Source organism: Nocardia noduli (assembly GCF_019038455.1).
In the GTDB taxonomy this organism is placed as follows: Bacteria; Actinomycetota; Actinomycetes; order Mycobacteriales; family Mycobacteriaceae; genus Nocardia; species Nocardia noduli.
On sequence record NZ_JAFMPL010000136.1, the window covers coordinates 1 to 18,119 of the forward strand.

Genomic DNA, 18,119 nt, shown 5'->3' on the forward strand with positions numbered 1-18,119 from the left:
CCACCCTCACCGCCGCCGACGCAGTCGGCCGACCCCGCACCGAGACAACAGGTCTCGGGCACCACGAGAAGGAGAACCCACCGTGACCGTCACCAGCGATCGACTCACCCGCCCGGCCGGAATGCGCCGCGCGGTCTTCGGACACCATCGCGTCACCTACCTGCCCGACGGCGTGGCGCTGCTGGATGCGCGCCGCTGGCTACCCGACGCCGACGAGCAGGTATGGCGCCAATTCGACGCCCTGCTCGACCCCGACGGCTACCTCGTGGCCAGCGTCGGCGCGCTGCTCATCGAATACGGCAACCGAGCCATGCTCATCGACGCCGGATTCGGCCCGCTGGCCGTACCGACCCCGGTGGGGCAACTGCGCGGCGGGCAACTGATCGACAGCCTCGCCGCGGCCGGGAAATCGGTCAACGACATCGACCTCGTCGCTCTGACCCACCTGCACATGGACCACATCGGCTGGCTGTGGCAGGCCCACACCGACACCACCGTCAACGTCTTCGCCGGAATCCCGGTACTGGTCAGTGCCACCGAATGGGACACCCGCGACCTCGCGATCGCCGACGGCGCACCCCCGGAAGTACTGGCCGCCTTCGAAACCCAGATCCGTCCCGTCCCCGACGGCGAGTTCTTCCCCGGCGTGCGTGCCCTTCCCACACCAGGACACAGCCTCGGCCACACCAGCTACCTACTCGACAGCCTCGGCGAGCGACTGGTCGTGTTCGGCGACGCCCTGACCACACCTGTGCAGATCACCCATCCGCACCTGACCAGCGCCGCCGACGACGACCCGGCCCAATCGCGGAACTCCGCGTACCGGCTTCTGCGTGAACTCGCCGCCCCGCACACCCGCGGGTTCGGCATGCATTTCGCCGACATCCAGTTCGGCCGCGTCACCACCCACGAGCACAGCACCCATTGGCAGCCGGAATAGCCCGCCACCACCCTGATGAAGGAGAAAATGCCATGACCCATCACCACAGCGCCACCCTCGACACCGATCGCGCCGAGCCCCGCATCGCCGTGCGCGAGGTCGACAGCGAAGCCGAACTGAACCAGTTCGTGCGCTGGGCCGCCATCAGCGGCGTCGGCGACCCGGACTTCCTCGTGGAATATCTGCTCGGATTCCACCAGGACGGACTACTCGGCAGTGGCCACACCAGCGCCCGCACCGCGCTGCGCCGCACCCTCGACACCCACGGTGTCCCCGCCGCGGCGGCCACCCGCACGACCGTCTCGGTCGCCGTCGTCGACGGCGACCTGGCCGGGGGCGTCATCACCGGGCCCACCATGTGGTTGCTGACCCGTGTCATCGCCAACAGCCCCGATCACCTGCTGCTCGCATTGCTGCGCACCAGCGAGATCCAGGTCCTGGCCGTGGACGAACAACACCGGCGATCCGGTGTCGGCGCGGCCCTGATCCGCAGTGCCCTCCGTTCCTCGCGAGCCTTGAAAGCCCACGTGCTCTACGGGCAATTCCCCAACATCCCACGACTGTCGAGCTTCTATCGCGGCTGCGGGCTCACCGTCCACACCCCCGGCGCCGCCATCGATTTCGACCAACTCGCCGGAATCGAGCTGAGGATCCACACCGCCAGCGAAGACCGGTTCTTCACCCACAACCTGCGCTGAGCCCGCACCAGACGCGACGCGGTCGCGGGGACCTCGCGAGATCCCCGCAACCGCACACGTCGGTCGCGCCATTCCGGAACACACCGAAGGACTGTCCCAATGCTCACCACCGCCCATTCGACCGCGCCTGCGGTCGAAATACGTCACGCCATCACCCACCGCGAGGTGCGCGAGATCGCCCGCTGGCGGCGCGTGGCCGGAAACCCGCTGCCACCGCTGGCCAGACAGCACCTGCTCGGCATCCACGACGCCCGACTGCTGTCCACCGGTCTGTCCCAAGGATTCGCCACCGCCCTCCGCCACGGACGCCGCGCGCCGGTCAGCATCCCCACCGTCGTCGCCGCGCGAACGATGGCTCTGGTGGCCCTCGTCGACGGATTTCCCGTCGGTGGCCTGACCGCCGGCCCGTCGATGCTGCTGTGCGCGCGCCTGTCCGACACCGGACACACCGCCGTGCTGAACGCGGCCCTGAGCATCGTCGAACTGCACGGGATAGCCGTCGACGCCTTGTGGCAGCGCCGAGGAATCGGCTCCACACTGTTGCGCCGAGCCGTCCAGATCTGCGAAGAGTCCGACGTCCAGATCATCTACGGACACCTCGACACCGCCCAACCGATGCAGAAGCGATTCGCGCAACGCCACCGATGGCATATACCGGAGCCCGGAACACCACTGGACCTACACCCCCACACCGACCTACCCGCGGTCATCGCCCCGCGATCGACCGAAACGTCGGTCTGCCATCTCACGATCGGCGATCGCCCATGACGGCACGGTCAAGTTCGATCAGGCGCAGTCGACAACGTACAAGCAACGATCCGCCGAGAACCCGGCGCTGTCGCGGTCGTAGGCGCCGGATTCGGAGGGATAGGCATGGCCACCGCACTGCGGCGAGCCGGCCCGGCTACGCGAAACCCGACGGCTCACAGGCCACACCGACCGAGTGCCGCCAGGAAGGGGATCCGGCGGCACTCGGACGACGATCAGCGTGCGTGCCGACCTTTCGCGAACGATACGCCCACCGCGCCCCCTCACAGCAGGCGCTCAGGACCGGCCACAAGCCGCTCGGCCATCGGCGTGAACACGTGCGTGTGCGCGATGCTCATGGTAAGCAGGTCTCTACAGCTGGCCGCCTATGAGCAACCTTCGACTGCTTGTTCGTTCTCGGCGGGCCCAGACCGTGGCGAGGCGGTCGATGGATCGATCTCGCTGGTCAGCAGAGGCAGAATTATTCCGTCAAGTATTTGTTGCTCGCAATTGTCCATGCGGCGCTCGAGATTCATGGCACGCATCGGGTTGGAAGCTTTGTCTGCCCACTCGGTGACATCCAGCCAACTGGTTACCGACTCCTCGGTCAGCACGACGTGATCGCGAACATCGTTTTCGGTCCAACCAGCCGGTGTGGTGAAGGCCAGCAGCGGAGTCAGGACATCCGTTGCCGGAATTCGCTTCGGTGCACTCTCGGGAACGAGCCAGCGTGGACTTGTGATCGGCGGTTCAAGGCCGAGCCTGATTCTTCCGATGTGCGGCGCCAAGGCGTGCCCCCGTCGGTGTCGGTCGATGCGCGCGAGTTCCTCGATCCACCACAGGGCATTGGAAAAGTGATCGGGATGAGCTTGAAAGGGTTGGACTCGCCGGAGCAGTTGAAAAGTACGGTCCGAGAGGGCCTTCAGGTCGGAGCGGTGCTGACTCTTGTCGTACGCCGCAGCTTCGAGCTTGATGGGGAAGTAGATACGTCGTTCGTTCGGCGGCGGGTCTTGGCGGCTGTCGCGTATGGCGAGGTAGTACGCGGTTGCATCGAGTGCCGCGCGTAATTCGTAGAGCCACTCCCCGAACAGAGTACTCAGCCGAACCGGCATCGGAATGATGGTACGGACGCCGAAGATCCACTCGCCGTCGGTCTGCCCAGGAACCGCGGTCAAACGGCGTGGGTGTTCGCCGAGATAGTCGGCCCATCGTCGACCGATTTCGTCGCGGATCTCACCGGCCCGACGCACCCGGTCCTCACACAATTCGATGGTCCGCCCCGTGAGGGCATCGGTCGTCATGTTCCCCATTGTTGCCCGCAGCTCGCCTTCCCGTGCGAGAGATTTTTACTACGTGGTTCGCAGAGCAAGGACGGCTCGACTTCGGGCCGGCCGATCCCGCGACGGTGGGTCTATCGGCGCACATTTTGGATGACGGCGATACAGGTCAGTGGCACGGTGACCGGTTCACGGCACGGACTGATCTCCAGGAGCACTGCGCTGTGGTCTTCGGTGATCCCATACAGGGCCGCGGGAACATCGATCAGTCCTGCGGTCTGTTCGGTGGGTGGATGCTCGATCTCGGGGAGCAGGCCCCGCCGCGAATGGACTGTCGGGGGTTTCGCGGCGGCGATTTCGAGTCGGACCTGCACGTCGGAGGGGGCGTGGACGTTGGTGCGGGAGAAGGCCAACGCGAACAGCTCGAGATCATCGACACCGGGGATGAAGACCGACCCGGCATGGTCGAACGCCGCTCGTGCCTCCCAGATGGTCGGGCTAGGGTCCTCGCCGTGGAGGCGCGCGGGACGCTCGCGATTGTTCGGGCCGAACGGGCGGGGATGGTACTGGAACTCGGTGTCCCGGTGTGCGGTGACCAGGCGTCGGCGTTCGGTCTCGACACGTGCGGACGGGCGCGGCGAGTGAGCCAGGTCGAGCGGGTGCACGACGACTCCGACTTCGCGCAGCAGCCGGCGAGCCGCGGTGGCGGGGTCGAGGTCGTCGCTCAGGGGTATGGAGCGGATGTGGGAGGAAATGGCGTGCGCCTGTTCGGCGGCGTGGTCGGGTACCCGAAGCACCGCCACGGTGGTCCGGTCGCGATCGTCGAAGTCGTAGAACAACCTGGTGGCGTGTCGAAGCTCGATCGGCACGGGCGCCAGCAGGTGCGGGTATCGGGTCAGATAGGCCAGTCGCGCGCGGGCTTGGACGTGCAGAGGCCAGCCAGCCACCAACAGGGCGCGTTCGGGTTCGGTGCTTTCGTCGCGGCGATGGACTCCGCGCAGCCCGTGCAGGGCCATTTCCGCCCGGTCCACCCAGGCGGTGACAGTCCGATCCCGCAACCTGGAAAACATTCGATCCGCCCAACTCTGCGGGGTGTCGGCAGGATGGACCGAGACCGTGGCATCGACCGGTAGCCGGGGCAGGTCAGTCACCTGTGACAGGTGTTGGGCGACATACCGTTTGACGTCGGCGGTGATCGTGGCGGGATCCGAGTGGCCCTGGCGGTGCGCGGCGAGCCAGAGCGCAGCGACCGAGGTCCACGCGTCGAAGGACCGATCGGGGCGACCGTAGACCCTGATACCGGAATCGGCGGTCCCGGTAATGGCCGCGAGCAGAGCGCTTTCCGCGTGGGCTGGGGAGTCGGTGTTCACGATGTCGATAGCTCGATCAAGCAGTCCGTCCTCGTCGTCGGAGCCGAGCCGCTCGGCCAGCCGCGCGAGCAGATCGTCGTGTCGGCGCGAGTAGTCCACGGCCGCGGTGTTGATCGCGGCGATCGTGCGCGAGTAGCCCCGAACACCCCGGATCCGGTCGATCCATCCCGCGATCGACTCTGTCGACATCGGGCATCGGGCACGCCACTGCGCGTAGTCGAGCCATTCGAGGTCGGTGCTGGGATCGGCGAGGGTCCGGGTGAACGCGTCGATGTGTCGGTGCATCGCGCTCAGCTCGGCGACGGCTCGCAGGGTACTCGCGTGCACGGGGTCCACGGATCTGGCGGCATTGCCGCAGTTGCGGCACACCTCGTCCCACTGGAGTCCGAGTAGCGGGATCTGCTGGACGGTGCCCTCACGCCCGTACTGACATCCGTTGCGGGCATGCCACTTACCCGACCTGGCGGCGACCAGTTCGACGGTGGCCCGCTCCAGCGCGGCCGGGACCGGGATGTTGTGACGTGCGAAGTCCTCACGATCGAGTACGTCGGAAGGAACAGTGACCGGCCTCATCGGCCGCGATCGGGACTCGTTCGCGAGATCGAACCGGAACGCCTCGCGAACGATTTGTCGAGGAAGTGGTGCGCCACCGGGCGGAGTTTATCGGGTCACCGAGGACAGCGGATCATTTAGTGCACTAGGAACAGTGCGGACACGGCTGACTGTGTGCGCGAGGCCCGTCGAGCCCACCCGACCCCCGTGCTCCGGCAGGGCTTCTCGGTGCGGCCGGTCAGATTTTGTGGGCGAGGCCGGTGAGAAGGAGTTGACCGGCCGGGGTGCGGAATTTAGTGTGCGCGTCGGCGTCGAGCGTGCGCAGGCCGGGGCCGAGCAGGGAGAGTCCGGCGAAGTAGCTGTGGATCTGGTCGTATGTGCGGAACCAGCCGCATCCGAGGGTGTCGAGGAGCGCGGCTTGGGCGGCGGTGGCGAGGTGATCGACCTCGCTGCCGGGCACAGGCCGGTGGTAGTGGCTGATCGCCAGATAGGAGCCGGGCGCGAGGACATCGGTGTAGGCGCGGGTGAGCGCGGCGATATCGACGCGGGCATCATCGATGTAGTGCAGGACCGCGGCCAGCACTACGGCGACCGGCTCGTCGAGGTCGAGGCGGCCGTGATGTTGGCCCAGCCGCAGCACGACGTCGGGGTCGGTGAGGTCGGCGTGGATCACCGCCACACCCGGGTCCTTATAGGCCGTCAGGGCGTGGCGCACGACCATGGCGTCGCGGTCGACGTAGACCACCCGAGGGGGGCTGTGGCGTGTGCCCAGGACCTCATGCAGGTACGGCGGATGGGGCAGCCCGGTGCCGAGGTCGAGGAACTGGTGGACCCCGGCGGCGGCGAGTTCGGCGACGACCCGGTGGACCCAGTCCCTGTTCATCTGTGCCAACTGGGCGAAGCCGGGAAGGGCGGCCTCGAGGTGCGCGGCGGCTTGGCGGTCCACTGCGTAGGCGTCTTTGCCACCGAGGCAGGAGTGGATGATTCGGGCCGTCGCAGGCCGGGTTTCATCGAACCCCGTGCCGGTGTCGCCACAGTTGAGGCAAGAGGCCGCCCGCGACCACTCGGCGGGCAATGGCGCGGCGGGCTCAGTCATCGCGCACCGCCTGGAGCCCGTGGAGCACAGCGGTGACGACATCGGGTTCGTCGTTGGTGGGTGTGGTTGTGGCGAGCGCGTGGTCACTGGTGGTCAGATCCGGGTCGATGTCGTCGCAGGGGTGGGTGGTGCGGTCCGGATGGGACATGGAGTGGTTCTCCTGGTCGGGGTTGGTCGTGCTGGGGAATGCGGGATCGGTGGCGGCGCGCAGGATGAGTTCGATCTGGGTGCGAACCCGGTGATGGTCTGGAATGGCGTTGCCGACCGGAGCGACGGTGAATCCGACCAGGGTGGCGATCAGCGCCCCGGCGGTGGTCGCGAGATCGCTTCCGGGCGCGGGTTCGATGGTCGTGGCGAGCAGTTCGGTCAGTGCCGCGTGGATGCGTTGTCTGCGGTCGTGGTGTCGGTCGCGGTGCTCTGGTCCTGTTGCGGTGAGTCCGAGTTCGAACCAGATCCATCCGGGGTGGCTGATCGTGGTGTGTGCCCACTTCGACAGCATCGTGACCAGATCACTGCGGTCGGTCGGGTGGGCACCGCGGAGTTGGTGTACTGCCAGCGCGGTCAGGGTTTCGGCGACCTCGTGGGCGAGCAGAGGCTTGTAGGGATAGTGCTTGCCCAGCGGACCGGTGGTGTATCCGGCGGCGGCGGCGATCGCGGTGACGTGGGTCGCGGTGTAGCCGTGGGAGAGGAACAGTCGTCGCGCGGCGACCAGGAATCGGCGCTGGGTTCGGAGCCTGCGTCGGCGGCGGCCGGGCATGGGGGCGTTCACTGGGGCCGGACGTTCTGCGCGGCAGGGCCTTTCGGGCTGTCCACGCGGTCGAAGGCGACGCGTTGATCGCGGTGCAGCGCTTTGCCCTCATCGACCTCGGCTTGGCGGACGAACAGATCCGGGCCGAGATCGGAGGTGATGATCCCGAATCCGTTCTCGTCGTTGAACCATTTCACGGTCCCGAACGTCATGATGTTGCCTGCCCTTCTGGTGATGTCGTCGTGACTACTGGTCGTGGTGGTCGCCGAAGTGTGTAACCGCGTGGTGGGCGGCGTTGATACTGCGGCGGCGAGCGAGGGCTGTGGACATCCCGAGGACGAAGGTGGCGACCTGCGCGAGCATGAACCCTCGCAGCAACATCGACACGATCGTGTCGGAATCGGCGGTCGGCGAATCCCGACCGGCGAACCGGCGCAATGTCGATCCGGCATCAGGGGACGGGCGGAAAATCATAGACAACTCCTCGGGGAAAGGCGCGAACAGACAGAGGAAGCGCGGATGAGCCTGAACCGCGTACGGGCCTGGATGCCGAGTTCATCGACCTGGGCCTGGACTGTCATTTCTCTGCTCGATCGTGTGTGGAAACGCTCCGGTCTCCGCGACCGGAGGATGCGTGATCAGAGGGCAGGGCTCGCCGGGTGGCGGGCCGGGAGACGGGAGTCGTTTTCGTCCGGCGGTGACGTCGGCGGCGAGCAGGTCGTAGGCGATCGCGGTCGTCGAGAGCTGGCTGATGGCGCGGGTTCGGATCGGGCCGGGAACCGTGGTCGTCGACGCGGCGGACCACCGCTGGGCCAGACGCAGGACTTCGACACCGAAACCGTTCGGGTGCTCGGGTGCGGGTGGTCCGGGCTGCGGCGAGCCAGGGACCAAGACGGCCACCTGTTGGTCGATGCGCGCGATCGTTGCGGTGATGTCGCGGTGGGCTCGGTGCAGGCCGTCGAGCACGACGTCGAGATCGGCGGTGTCGTCGTAGTCGGCAGGCAGTCGCACCAGCTGACTCAGCGCGCCGCGATGACGGTGGTGGGCATCGAGCAGCTGGATGGCCTCGGTGACCAGTCGGGAATGCCGGTCATCGGCGGTCACGCCGACCGGTGCGGCCTGCCAGGCTCGAAACAGCACGGAAGACCAGGGAATCGGCCCACGCACCAGGTTGTGCGAATCGTGTGAGCCTGCGACAAGCGGGTCTTCTCGGCGACTGCGGTCGGTCATGAGGTGGCTCCGCCGATTGCGCCCCACCCCAGTGGCAGTTGCACGCGACATTCGTGGATCGCGGTGACCAGATCGGCGTAGCCTTCCTGGACTTGTGCCATGCGCAGTGCCGCCTCGTGCTGGTGTTCGGCGCTGGTGGTGCGGCGCAGCACGGAGTGGGACTGGGCGTGAACCAGCGCGGCGTGGCTGATGACCTCGCCGAGTGAGTGGGTGTGGCGTGGGACGTTGACCGGTTGCGGCAGGTGGAACACCGCCCAGTGATCTATCTCGGCAACGATTTCCTCGATTCGGCGACGGGTTGCGGCGTCATCGAATCCGGTAGGGCGTCGAAGCTTCGACATCGACGCGGTGAGCAATGTGGCGTGCAGATCCGCCAGCTCGCGAGCCCACTCGATCATCGGTGAACCACCGGCGACTCTGCCCCCGGCCATGGCCAGGTGCAGGCCCCGGGCATCGAGCAAACCCTCGTGGACGCGCGGGTTGTTCGCCTCGTGTCGGGCGGGCATCGACAATAATTCGATCGCTGGTGTCGTCTTGTGCATCGCGGACTCCCTGCAACATCACGCACGGGACGGAAATGAATTGGCAGCGCGCTGAATTGCTGCTGCTTCTCAGGACAGCGGAGATCAGTGGCTACAGGCGAGAGGTCGGGATGTCGTATCGCGTCGCACCTGCGCCAGAAGGTGGAGTATTTTGTCGCATTGCCTGGACGAGGGCTGCGATCTCGTCCGGACGCGCGTGCGGTCACTACCATCGGTGCATGGGCGAAAAACGCGCCAACGACGAACTTCGTCGGCTCTTGAACGAGATCGGCTGGTCCCCCTACGAACTGGCCAGGCAAGTCAACCGTGTCGTGACACCGGATCGTCGAGTGCACGCCAAGACCCCCTTCGCCTGGCGTGACAAGGGGACGGTGCCCCGTGATCCACTACCGGCAGTCATCGCGGGAATCCTGACCGAGGCACGTGGCCAGACCGTCACCGCGGACCAGCTGTGGCCCGGAACCGGGACGCACGGCGCGGTCTGGCTGGCTGCCTCGACAGATGTCGCCGCGGGGACGTGGCCGGTAGCCGACACGATCGAGTTACTGAACGAGTGCACGGCGGGCGTGGACGCGCGCACCTATTTCGCCGTATCCGGAAATGAATTGATCTCGGTCGCCGCGTCGTGGGCGTCGATGAGCCAACCATTGATCTCGCAGCGTCGGCACGCCTCACGCCCGGTACACGTCACCCCGGAATTCGTCGAGCACCTGGAACAGAACCTGGCCCAGCTGCGGCGCCTCGATGACGGGTGCGGGGGAGAGTTGGTGTTACGGACGATCACCCACCAGCTGTCCCTGGCCATCGATCTGCTGAACGAGGCCCAATATCGCAGTGCGATGGGGCAGCGGTTGCTGTCTGTAGCCGGGCAGATGGCGCAGCTGGCCGGTTGGCTGGCCTTCGATCTGGGACGCCACGGCTTCGCCCAGCGCATGTATCTGCTCGGACTGCGCGCGGCAGCAGGAGCCGGTGACCGCCAACTCGGCGGGCTGATCCTGAGCTGTATCGCCTTCCAGCAGACCTGGCGCGAACGCCCCCACGACGCGGTCGCGATCATGACCAGCGTGAACCGGGGCCTTCGCCACACTGCGACGCCCCGTGTGGCGGCCTTGATCGCGATGCGTGAGGCGCGCGCGTTCGCCACCGCGGGCATGAACCGCGAAACCTCACACGCGCTCGACCGGGCATGGGCCGCGCTCGACCAGGGGCCACGGGAGGACGACCCGTCATGGACCTATTGGATGGATGAGACGGTGTTGATCAGCGAAGCAGGTCGATGCCATCTGCATCTCGGTGACACCGTGACCGCGGAGGCCCAGCTGTCGCGGGGGCTGGCCCAGCTCGGTGCCAACGCCTCGCGGGACCGCGTCCTGTACGGGCTGTCGCTGGCGTTGACCCACGCCCGCGGAAACGCCGGACGCCACGACATCGAACTGGCCTGTCACGAAGCCACCCAGGTGCTGCCGATGCTGCCCATGGTCGGCTCGGCGCGGTGTCGCAACCTCATCGCCGCGATCGGAGCCGAACTACGCCCCCACCGTGGACTGACATCGGTGCGCGATCTCCTTGATAACGTCGAGGAGTCCGCTCCCATCCCGACACGCTAGGCCCGCGATATGCACTCGCTATCGACACACTCGGCAGGATCCGACACCGTCAACAGGGCCATCGTGGCCTACGACTCCGGTGACGCACGCGCCCTGATCGACAAAGTCAACGCGCACAACGCCGAACTCTACGGTCACCCCGACCAGACCCCGGTATCGACCGAAGAATTCGATCCCGAGCACGGCGGTCTGTTCGTCGTCGCCTACGTCGACGGGCAACCGGTCGCCTGTGGGGGCTACCGACGACATCTCGAGGACCCCAGCGGTGCCACCGTCGAGATCAAACGTATGTACGTCGAGGAAACACACCGTCGCAGTGGCCTCGCCCGGCGGGTACTGCGATGGCTCGAAGACGCCGCCTTCGCAGCGGGATATCGCGAGGCGATCCTCGATTGCGGCAGCAAGCAGTCGCCCGCGCACGCCCTCTACGAGAGCTGCGGCTACGTCCGAATCGAAAGCTTCTCGATCTACAAGGACAAACCAGGAAACCGGGCCTACGGCAAACCCCTCGCATCCACGGCCGGTTCTGCGTGACCAGAACGCACGTCACAGCGGTGACGGGCAGCGTCGGCGAGGAACGCGATGGCCGGCCAACGGCGGCGACGTCGCGGGTGCAAACCCCGTGCAATAGCGAATCTTGCAGGGCGGTGGGATTCTTGGCGTTGTCCTGGGCGGGCGGCGTCGACACCGCTGTCCGGGTCGGACGCTATCCCGATCTCGGCGGAGACAGGAGTCCCACATGAGGCAGCAGTCATCGCGGGTCGGGTCGGCGGCGGTGAGGACGAGCACCGACGGTAGGGCAGACCGGTCGCCGGACGCGCCTGTGCGCGAGGTGGATTCCCGATTTCCCGGGATCGTGCAGCGCGCTGGACGCGCCGGGTATCGGCTGGTGCCGGTCGAAGGTGGGTCCGGGTGGGAGTTGCTCGACAGCGAGGACGGCGCCCGGTTACACCGTTGCGGCGACCTGGACGACATCGAGGCTTACCTGAATTCGTGACCCGGAGCGGCTTCGGCCATACCCGCAACGTTGTTGTACGGCCATGGGTTCGCGGTCAGAACTCGACGTCAGGGTCCGCCGCATCGCTGGGTTCGGGCTGGTCCAAGCCGACGTAGTCCTCGGTCGGTTCGACACTGTTGTCGGGGCGTAGCGCGTGTTCGCGGTCGGCTTGTGCCGGTGTGAGGTCGCGTCGGCGTTGTTGTTCGGCGTGGATCCGGTCGATCTCGCTGCGAGTCTCGGCGGCGAACCGGTCGGCGGTCGCGTCGATGCTGGCCTCCCGGGGGCGAGCGCTGTTGCTCCGGGAGCTGATGTCGTCGGAGCTGGTGTTCAGGATCTCGTCCCACCTGTCGGGTGTTCCGGCGTGGCTGACCGCGTCGCGGTGGGCTTCTCGCGCGTCACCGCGGGCGCGGGTGCGGGTGCGTTCGTGATCGGCTTGCGCGCGGACGAGTTCTTCGACGCGGGTACGCAGGACATGGCGCACATGGCGTTTGTAGGTGGGTGTGGTGTCGAGTTGTTGGCGGTGGGTCGCGAGTTCGGAGCGGGTGGCGTGCAGCGCGCGGGTCGCTTCGTGGAGACGGTTCTGGGCGTCGAGCGCGGTGCGGATGGCGGTCTGCGCGTCGCGGTGGCGCTGGAGCTGTTCGTCGATATCGGTGCTGTCGGAGTGTTCGGGTGGTGCCGGGGCGTAGGCGGCGGCGTAGGTGCTGGCGAGCGCGAGCTGCTGGTGCAGGTCATCGACCCGGTCGGTGAGTTGAGCGTCGGTGAGCGCGAAGAGTGGATCGGTGACCGGCGGCTGGTGCTCGACCTCGCCGTTGGTCGTGGGGTGGGCGCGGACCCAGGCTTCGATCTGGGCGCGGCGTTCGGGATCGGATACGGCTTTCCAGTCCCGGCGCAGGATCGCGTGCACGGCGGTGAGAGGTTTGGTGGCGGCGAGGTGGTCAGCGCGCGCGATCATATGCCGGGCTGGGTCGTGGTCGGGGATGCCGAATTCGCCGTTGTCGCGGCATTCTCCGCAGAGTCCGTCGTCGGAGCGTCGCGGCGGTACCGGTGTGGCGTCGAGGGGGCGGCGTTCGATGCTGCACGTGACGCATTCCAGCCCGCGCGTGCGGTGGGTGGCGGCTTTGTCGTAGTCGAGTGAATACGCGGCAGGTGTCGGGTCTTTTGCTTCGTCACGGCGGTAGCTACGGCCGGCGAGGTCGGCCTCGCGAGGTGTCGAAGGCGCACGCATGGGTCGGGGAGGCAGGTGTGAGTCGGGGAGCTCGGGGTCGTCGGTGAGGCCACGGACCTCGTGGGCGTCGGGGCGCGCCCAGGGCTGGTCGTCGATTCCGGCGCGGGTGTCGTGATAGTCCTGCTCGTGGCGGCGGGCCCGAACCTGTGGGTCGGGCACCGGGTCGCGGACGAGGTCACGGTCGACTCGGGTGTCGTGGTCACGGGCGGCTTGGTGACGGCGCGCGCGATCGAACACCGGTGAGCGCGGTTGCCGGTCGGGTCGGTCGTCGTGGACGCCGGGGTCGGTGGTCGGGGTGCAGGCGTCGATGAGCGCGCGATGTTGTGGAAACCGTTGTCCGGCGTGGCGTAGGCGGGCGGTGGCCACAGGGTAGGCGTAGCGGTAGAGGGTGTCGGTGACCGCGCTGATCACCCATCGTTGCTCGTCGGTGAGCTGGTTCTCGAATTGCCGGAATTGGTGCACGGCCGCGCGGATTCGGCCTTCGCGATACAGCTGCGCGATGACCGCCAGCTCCGTATCGACACCGGAGGCGCTGATATCGACCGGAGTGGACGCCACCGGCGCCGCCGCGGGTGTCGGTTGTTCATGGTGGGTCTCGGGCGGTGGGAGGTCGGGTGGATGTTCGCGGGCTGTCGAGGCCGGAGTTGGTGTTGCGGTGGTGTTCTCGCTCATGGAGGGGCCCCGTTCGGGGGGTGGGGTGGCGGGTGTGTGATGCAGGAGCGCGTCGATGCGCCAGGCGAGTGCGGCGGCGATCTGGTCGGGGCGCAGACCGAGGCCGTCGTGGTCGGGGGTGGCGGCGAGCAGCAGTTCGTAGGCGGTGGCCAGGAGTTGGCGTGGTGCCCATTGGGTGGGGGTGGCGCGGTCGACCGCGGCCACGACGCGTGGCCAGGCGGGGTCGTCGACGACCCGGTCGGCGATATCGGGACCGAGGACGTCGGTCAGGTCGGTGATCCAGTCCGGGCGCAGGTTGTGGTCGCGGGCGTCGAGTGCGGAGGCGTCGAGTTCCAGACGAGCCCACAGCGCGGCGGCGGGCATCTCATCCGGTAGTGGCCGAAGGTCGGCGGCGGCGTGGAGTCGGTCGGTGATGTCGATGCCCGCGCGGTCGGCGAGGTCGATGCGTTCGGCGATCGCGGGCCAGTACGGATCGGCGAGAATTCGCGGCTCGATCCCGCCCACGGTCTCGGCCCACCGGTTGACCGGGCGCGCTGGGTCACCGAGCGCGGTGGTGACACGGTCATCGAGCACGGCTTGGTGATCGCGTTCACGCACGGGGTAACGGCGCGGACCGGTCGGGCGTGGGTCGATGTCTTCGACACGCAGACTCGTCCGCCAGAGGGCGAGATCGGCCAACAAGGCGGGTTCGGCACCGAGCAACGGCCGCGCCCACGCAGGCGCGCTCAGCGGTGTCCATTGCGCGGTCGCGGCCCGGATCTGTGCGGCGAGTTCGTCCAGGACACGCCCGCGAGCCTCGACCTGGGTGGTGGTGGTGTCGAGTCCGGGCGGTATCGCGGGTGTCCACGGCAGAGGACCGGTGCCGGTCGAGTGCGCGCCGGTGGGGTCCAGGCGCCAGTCCAGGACCGCGGCGGGGTCGGCGGCGGTGTCGAGTTCGCGTTCATCGATCGCCTCGCGCAACGCGGTGACGGGATCGGTGCCGGTGACAGCGAGGGTCGCGAGGTGTTGGCGCAGTGTCGGGTAGGCGGGACTATCGGTGAGTCCCGGGTGCAGCAGTTCAGCGGCGGCGTCCAAGCGCGCGAGGGCGGGTTCGCCGAGGGTGTGTTCGGCGGCCAACCCGAGGGCATCGAGATAGATATCGAGCCCGCGGCCGATGCGCCGGTGCGGGTCGAGAGCATCGCGCAGCTGGGTGTGCGCGGATTTCTGCGCGCCGTCACGGCCCAGAATCCGTACCAGGTTCTCCACCGCGGTGGGCGGGAAGACCGCGTCCTCGGTGAAGAACGAGCCCTCATCTCCGCTGAGCGCGGAGGGAATGTAGGCGTGGTTGGCGTGGATGCCGCGGGTCATCGCGACGTAGAACTGCTGGCGGGTTTCGCTACCGGTGAGCGCGACATGGCACGCGGCGGTGGTGATGCCTTGCGCGGAATCGATCGTCGCCGCGTACCCGAGACGCACATGGTTTGCGACGTAATCGGCCGGCAACCGCACACTCGCACCGGTTTCGCTGTGGTGTCGAGCGGTGATACTGCCGTCGGAATGCACGGCGGTGACGGTCCAGGCGTAGCCGTTGCGCACCCAATCCCGGGCCCCGAAACGCAGTTTCGGTGCGTTCTGACGGGTGCGGATCGTGTCACCGACCGAGGCCGCGGTGCCGTCGGCGAGCGCGACTTCGGGTCCGTCGAGGCCGCCCTCGCGCAGGAGTCTGTCTGCGCGGGCGCGTTGGTTCAAGGCGGTGACGGTGTCGTGGTTGGCGGCCAACATGATCGCCGCGCGCCCGGCCGCGTGGTCTGCCGCCCAAGCGGTGTAGGCGTCGTCGTGGGTCGAACCGGTGTGCCCGCCGTGGATTCGGCTGTTGTCCAGATACCAGCCCAACGCGGCCGGGTCGCCCTCGCGCAGCATCAAACTCGCCGACGCTTCAGCGGTGGAGGCGAAGCGCACGACGTGGGTGAGGGTGAGGGTCTGTTCGGGTGCGGCGGCGCTCATGTCCGCGTCCACGCCACCGGCCTCGATCGCGGGTAGCTGACGGTCATCGCCCAGGCAGCGGATCGTCGCGCCGCGATCGGCGAGGAATGCCAGCAGTTTCAACCGTTTGAGGGTGCCGATCTTGACGTGTTCGTCGACGATGACGAGTGTGTCAGCGTTGATGTCGAGGACCCATTGCGGCAACGGCGGCGGATGCTCGCTCTCGTGAACGTCGTGTCGGCCGGGGGTGTGTAGGTCGATGACGGTGAGGAGTTTGTCGACGGTTTCGCAGCGCGCGCCGATCGATTCGCCCAGCACGGCGGCGGCGTTGGCGGTGGGCGCGAGCCCGAGGACGGTTCCGCCGCTCATATTCCAGGCGGTGGTGAGCACCGCCATGCCGGTGGTCTTGCCGGTTCCGGCCGGTGCGTTGGCAGTATGTACGCGCATACCGGAGCCGGCGAAGCCTTCGATCACGCTGCGCTGCCCGGCATTCAACCGTCGATCCGGATGCGCGGCGTCGTAGCCACGGATCGCCGCGGCCACCACCTCGGGCGCCACGACGCGGGCACCGGGCTGCACCGACAACGCGATGAGTGCGTCTTCGGCGGCCAGAATCCGGGTGGAGGTGTAGATCTGGGCACCGGCGGGGGTGTAGCTGCTGGAGTTGTCGCGGCGCCGCAAGGCGTCGGGGACGACGGCGAGTTCGGGCTCGGCGGTGATATCCGGGTCGCCCATCGGAATCGAACGCTCCGGATCCAGCGCCACATCCAGCACGGCCTCGCTGACCTGCTCCCACTGTCTCCCGGGGACTTGGCCACGGATTTCGCGTTCGATCTCGGCGCGCACGTTGGCCGAACGCCAGGTAGAGCGGTGCTCGGCGACGGTCTCGAGGACCCGGTCCGCGGTTCGGGCGATCCACTCCCGCGTCACTGTGACTCGCGGCAAGCGCATCGGATTCAGGGCCGCCGACACCATCGCCGCGACCGCCTCCCGGCCGCCGAGCAGTTCAATGGCCTGCTCGCGCCAGCCGCGCCGTTGCTGGGCGAAGGACCGCAACTGGTGTTTGGCGGGCCGCGTTTCCAGGGTCGCCCGCTGGGCCAGATCACGGATCTCGATAGGGGTCGGCTCACGACCGTGCTCCCGTTGGAACACCGCCGCCAACTCACCGACACGCGAACGGATCGCGGTCTCGCGTTGCGACCACGCCTCGATGAGTCGCATCGGGATGCCGAGGATCTCGCGGATCGGGCGCTTGCCGGGTTCGGTGCCGGGCCGTTCGGCGAATTCCACACCGACCAGTCGTTCGCAGTGGTGTTCGAGCCGGGTGTTGTAGATCTCGCTGACGGTGACCACGACTCGGTACAGCGCGGCGCCGTCCAAGGTCCGCCAACGCCCGTCCGGGGTGCGGACCCGGTTCGCTATCACGACGTGGGTGTGCAGGTCAGGGTCACCGGCACGCGAATCCCGGTGGAAGAAGCACGCGGCGACGATGCCCTCGACGTCGACCTGGCGGACCCCGTTGCGACCGAGCCGGGTGTAGATGCCGTTGCCCTTGAGCCACCGCAAGGCATCCGCCACCGCGGCCCGGTGTGCGGCCTCGACCTTCGCCGACACCGACAGCGGCGCCACCGCCCACAGCGCCGATACCGATTTGACGGGACTGAAAGTGATGTCGAAACCCGCGACCGCGGTAGTGGGTGGGCGCGAGTTTTTCGCGATCCATCCCGACAATTCCCGTGCGTTCAGTGGCGGGCGTTGGTACTCGTCGGTGAACATATCGAACGCGACATGTGTGCGGATTCGCGTGCGATCCGACTCCGACAGTGGATCGTCGGCCGGTCTTCCGTGCGCGATATTGTGTTCGGCATACGCGTTCGCGCACCGTTTACGGTAATCGTAATTCGGTGCGTAAACGCGGAAAGGATTACCCAGACGCGACGCCTTGTCGGCGGCGTCGCTGGCTTGTTTAGGTGTCGCGCCTGCTGCGGAAGCGTGGTGGAATACGGTCTCTTCGATCGCTGCGGCGTCGGGATGGCGACCCGCCCCGAACAGGGACTTCACCTGCGACTCGGTCACTTCCGCGCCCACATCGATGCCGAGCGAGGCCAAACCGGAACCGCTCCACACGCCGGGAGACTCGCCGTGCGCGGAGTAATAATCCGACAGTGTCGATCGGCCGCGGGAGTCGATATCGTTCGCGGCTATATTTCGCAGGTAATACTGGTAGCCATTGCCTGCGACGACTTTATGGATCGTCGCGGTCATAACTCCATCCAGCGCCCCGGTCCGGCGAAAGTCGAGGGATCCAGGGTATGCAGATTTCGGCTGGTTACCTGAAATGCCTGGACGAGACCGGATTGTTATCTGAATCGGTGGGGGGAGGGGCCTGGATGCAAGAGGTGTGCTTAACAAAAATAATGGGGATGAAGGGGGGAAGGCGTGGATGAGATGAGTGT

At 67.3% G+C, this 18,119-nt stretch carries 15 protein-coding genes; 6 read left to right on the forward strand and 9 right to left on the reverse strand.

From position 1 onward, the window contains the following. Positions 1-82: 82 nt before the first annotated feature. The 3 genes from JZ792_RS37395 (at position 83) to JZ792_RS37405 (ending at position 2,406) form a co-directional block, all read left to right on the forward strand. Entirely contained in the window at positions 83-940 is an 858-nt protein-coding gene (locus JZ792_RS37395) for an MBL fold metallo-hydrolase (RefSeq protein ID WP_216917624.1), read from the forward strand. A 32-nt stretch (positions 941-972) separates the two neighbouring features. Beyond that, positions 973-1,638, forward strand: coding sequence for a GNAT family N-acetyltransferase (locus JZ792_RS37400; protein WP_216917625.1), 666 nt, complete (start codon positions 973-975; stop codon positions 1,636-1,638). A gap of 99 nt (positions 1,639-1,737) precedes the next feature. Beyond that, complete coding sequence (locus tag JZ792_RS37405; protein ID WP_216917626.1) at positions 1,738-2,406, forward strand: GNAT family N-acetyltransferase; 669 nt, start codon at positions 1,738-1,740, stop codon at positions 2,404-2,406. A 365-nt stretch (positions 2,407-2,771) separates the two neighbouring features. Here the strand turns inward: JZ792_RS37405 and JZ792_RS37410 are convergent, their stop codons facing one another. From JZ792_RS37410 to JZ792_RS37445, 8 genes are all read right to left on the reverse strand, one after another. Beyond that, positions 2,772-3,686, reverse strand: coding sequence for a hypothetical protein (locus tag JZ792_RS37410; RefSeq protein WP_216917627.1), 915 nt, complete (start codon positions 3,684-3,686; stop codon positions 2,772-2,774). Positions 3,687-3,796: 110 nt separating this feature from the next. Further along, entirely contained in the window at positions 3,797-5,605 is a 1,809-nt protein-coding gene (locus JZ792_RS37415; RefSeq protein ID WP_216917628.1) for a hypothetical protein, read from the reverse strand. Between the two features lie 217 nt (positions 5,606-5,822). Then, positions 5,823-6,680, reverse strand: a complete 858-nt coding sequence (locus tag JZ792_RS37420) for an SAM-dependent methyltransferase (protein WP_216917629.1) — start codon at positions 6,678-6,680, stop codon at positions 5,823-5,825. Continuing rightward, a complete protein-coding gene (locus JZ792_RS37425; protein ID WP_216917630.1) occupies positions 6,673-7,449 on the reverse strand; it encodes a TetR/AcrR family transcriptional regulator in 777 nt (258 codons plus the stop codon). The genes JZ792_RS37420 and JZ792_RS37425 overlap by 8 nt, the downstream gene beginning before the upstream one ends. After that, positions 7,446-7,640, reverse strand: coding sequence for a cold shock domain-containing protein (locus JZ792_RS37430; protein ID WP_216917631.1), 195 nt, complete (start codon positions 7,638-7,640; stop codon positions 7,446-7,448). The genes JZ792_RS37425 and JZ792_RS37430 overlap by 4 nt, the downstream gene beginning before the upstream one ends. A gap of 34 nt (positions 7,641-7,674) precedes the next feature. Further along, on the reverse strand, positions 7,675-7,902 hold the full coding sequence (locus JZ792_RS37435) for a hypothetical protein (protein ID WP_216917632.1): 228 nt from the start codon (positions 7,900-7,902) through the stop codon (positions 7,675-7,677). A gap of 81 nt (positions 7,903-7,983) precedes the next feature. After that, positions 7,984-8,658, reverse strand: a complete 675-nt coding sequence (locus JZ792_RS37440) for a hypothetical protein (RefSeq protein WP_216917633.1) — start codon at positions 8,656-8,658, stop codon at positions 7,984-7,986. Continuing rightward, a complete protein-coding gene (locus tag JZ792_RS37445) occupies positions 8,655-9,200 on the reverse strand; it encodes a hypothetical protein (protein WP_216917634.1) in 546 nt (181 codons plus the stop codon). Before JZ792_RS37445 ends, JZ792_RS37440 begins: the two co-directional genes overlap by 4 nt. 218 nt (positions 9,201-9,418) lie before the next feature. On the opposite strand from JZ792_RS37445, the gene JZ792_RS37450 reads away from it, so the two are divergent. The 3 genes from JZ792_RS37450 (at position 9,419) to JZ792_RS37460 (ending at position 11,804) form a co-directional block, all read left to right on the forward strand. Continuing rightward, positions 9,419-10,807 (forward strand): NsdA family TPR-like regulatory protein, encoded by a 1,389-nt coding sequence (locus JZ792_RS37450; RefSeq protein ID WP_216917635.1) that lies wholly within the window; start codon positions 9,419-9,421, stop codon positions 10,805-10,807. A 9-nt stretch (positions 10,808-10,816) separates the two neighbouring features. Next, on the forward strand, positions 10,817-11,341 hold the full coding sequence (locus tag JZ792_RS37455) for a GNAT family N-acetyltransferase (protein WP_216917636.1): 525 nt from the start codon (positions 10,817-10,819) through the stop codon (positions 11,339-11,341). Positions 11,342-11,546: 205 nt separating this feature from the next. Beyond that, a complete protein-coding gene (locus JZ792_RS37460) occupies positions 11,547-11,804 on the forward strand; it encodes a hypothetical protein (RefSeq protein WP_216917637.1) in 258 nt (85 codons plus the stop codon). A 55-nt stretch (positions 11,805-11,859) separates the two neighbouring features. On the opposite strand, the gene mobF is transcribed toward JZ792_RS37460, so the two are convergent. Continuing rightward, the gene (gene mobF / locus JZ792_RS37465; RefSeq protein ID WP_216917638.1) at positions 11,860-17,928 is read right to left on the reverse strand and encodes a MobF family relaxase; all 6,069 of its coding nucleotides are present in this window, start codon (positions 17,926-17,928) and stop codon (positions 11,860-11,862) included. Positions 17,929-18,119 lie beyond the last annotated feature (191 nt).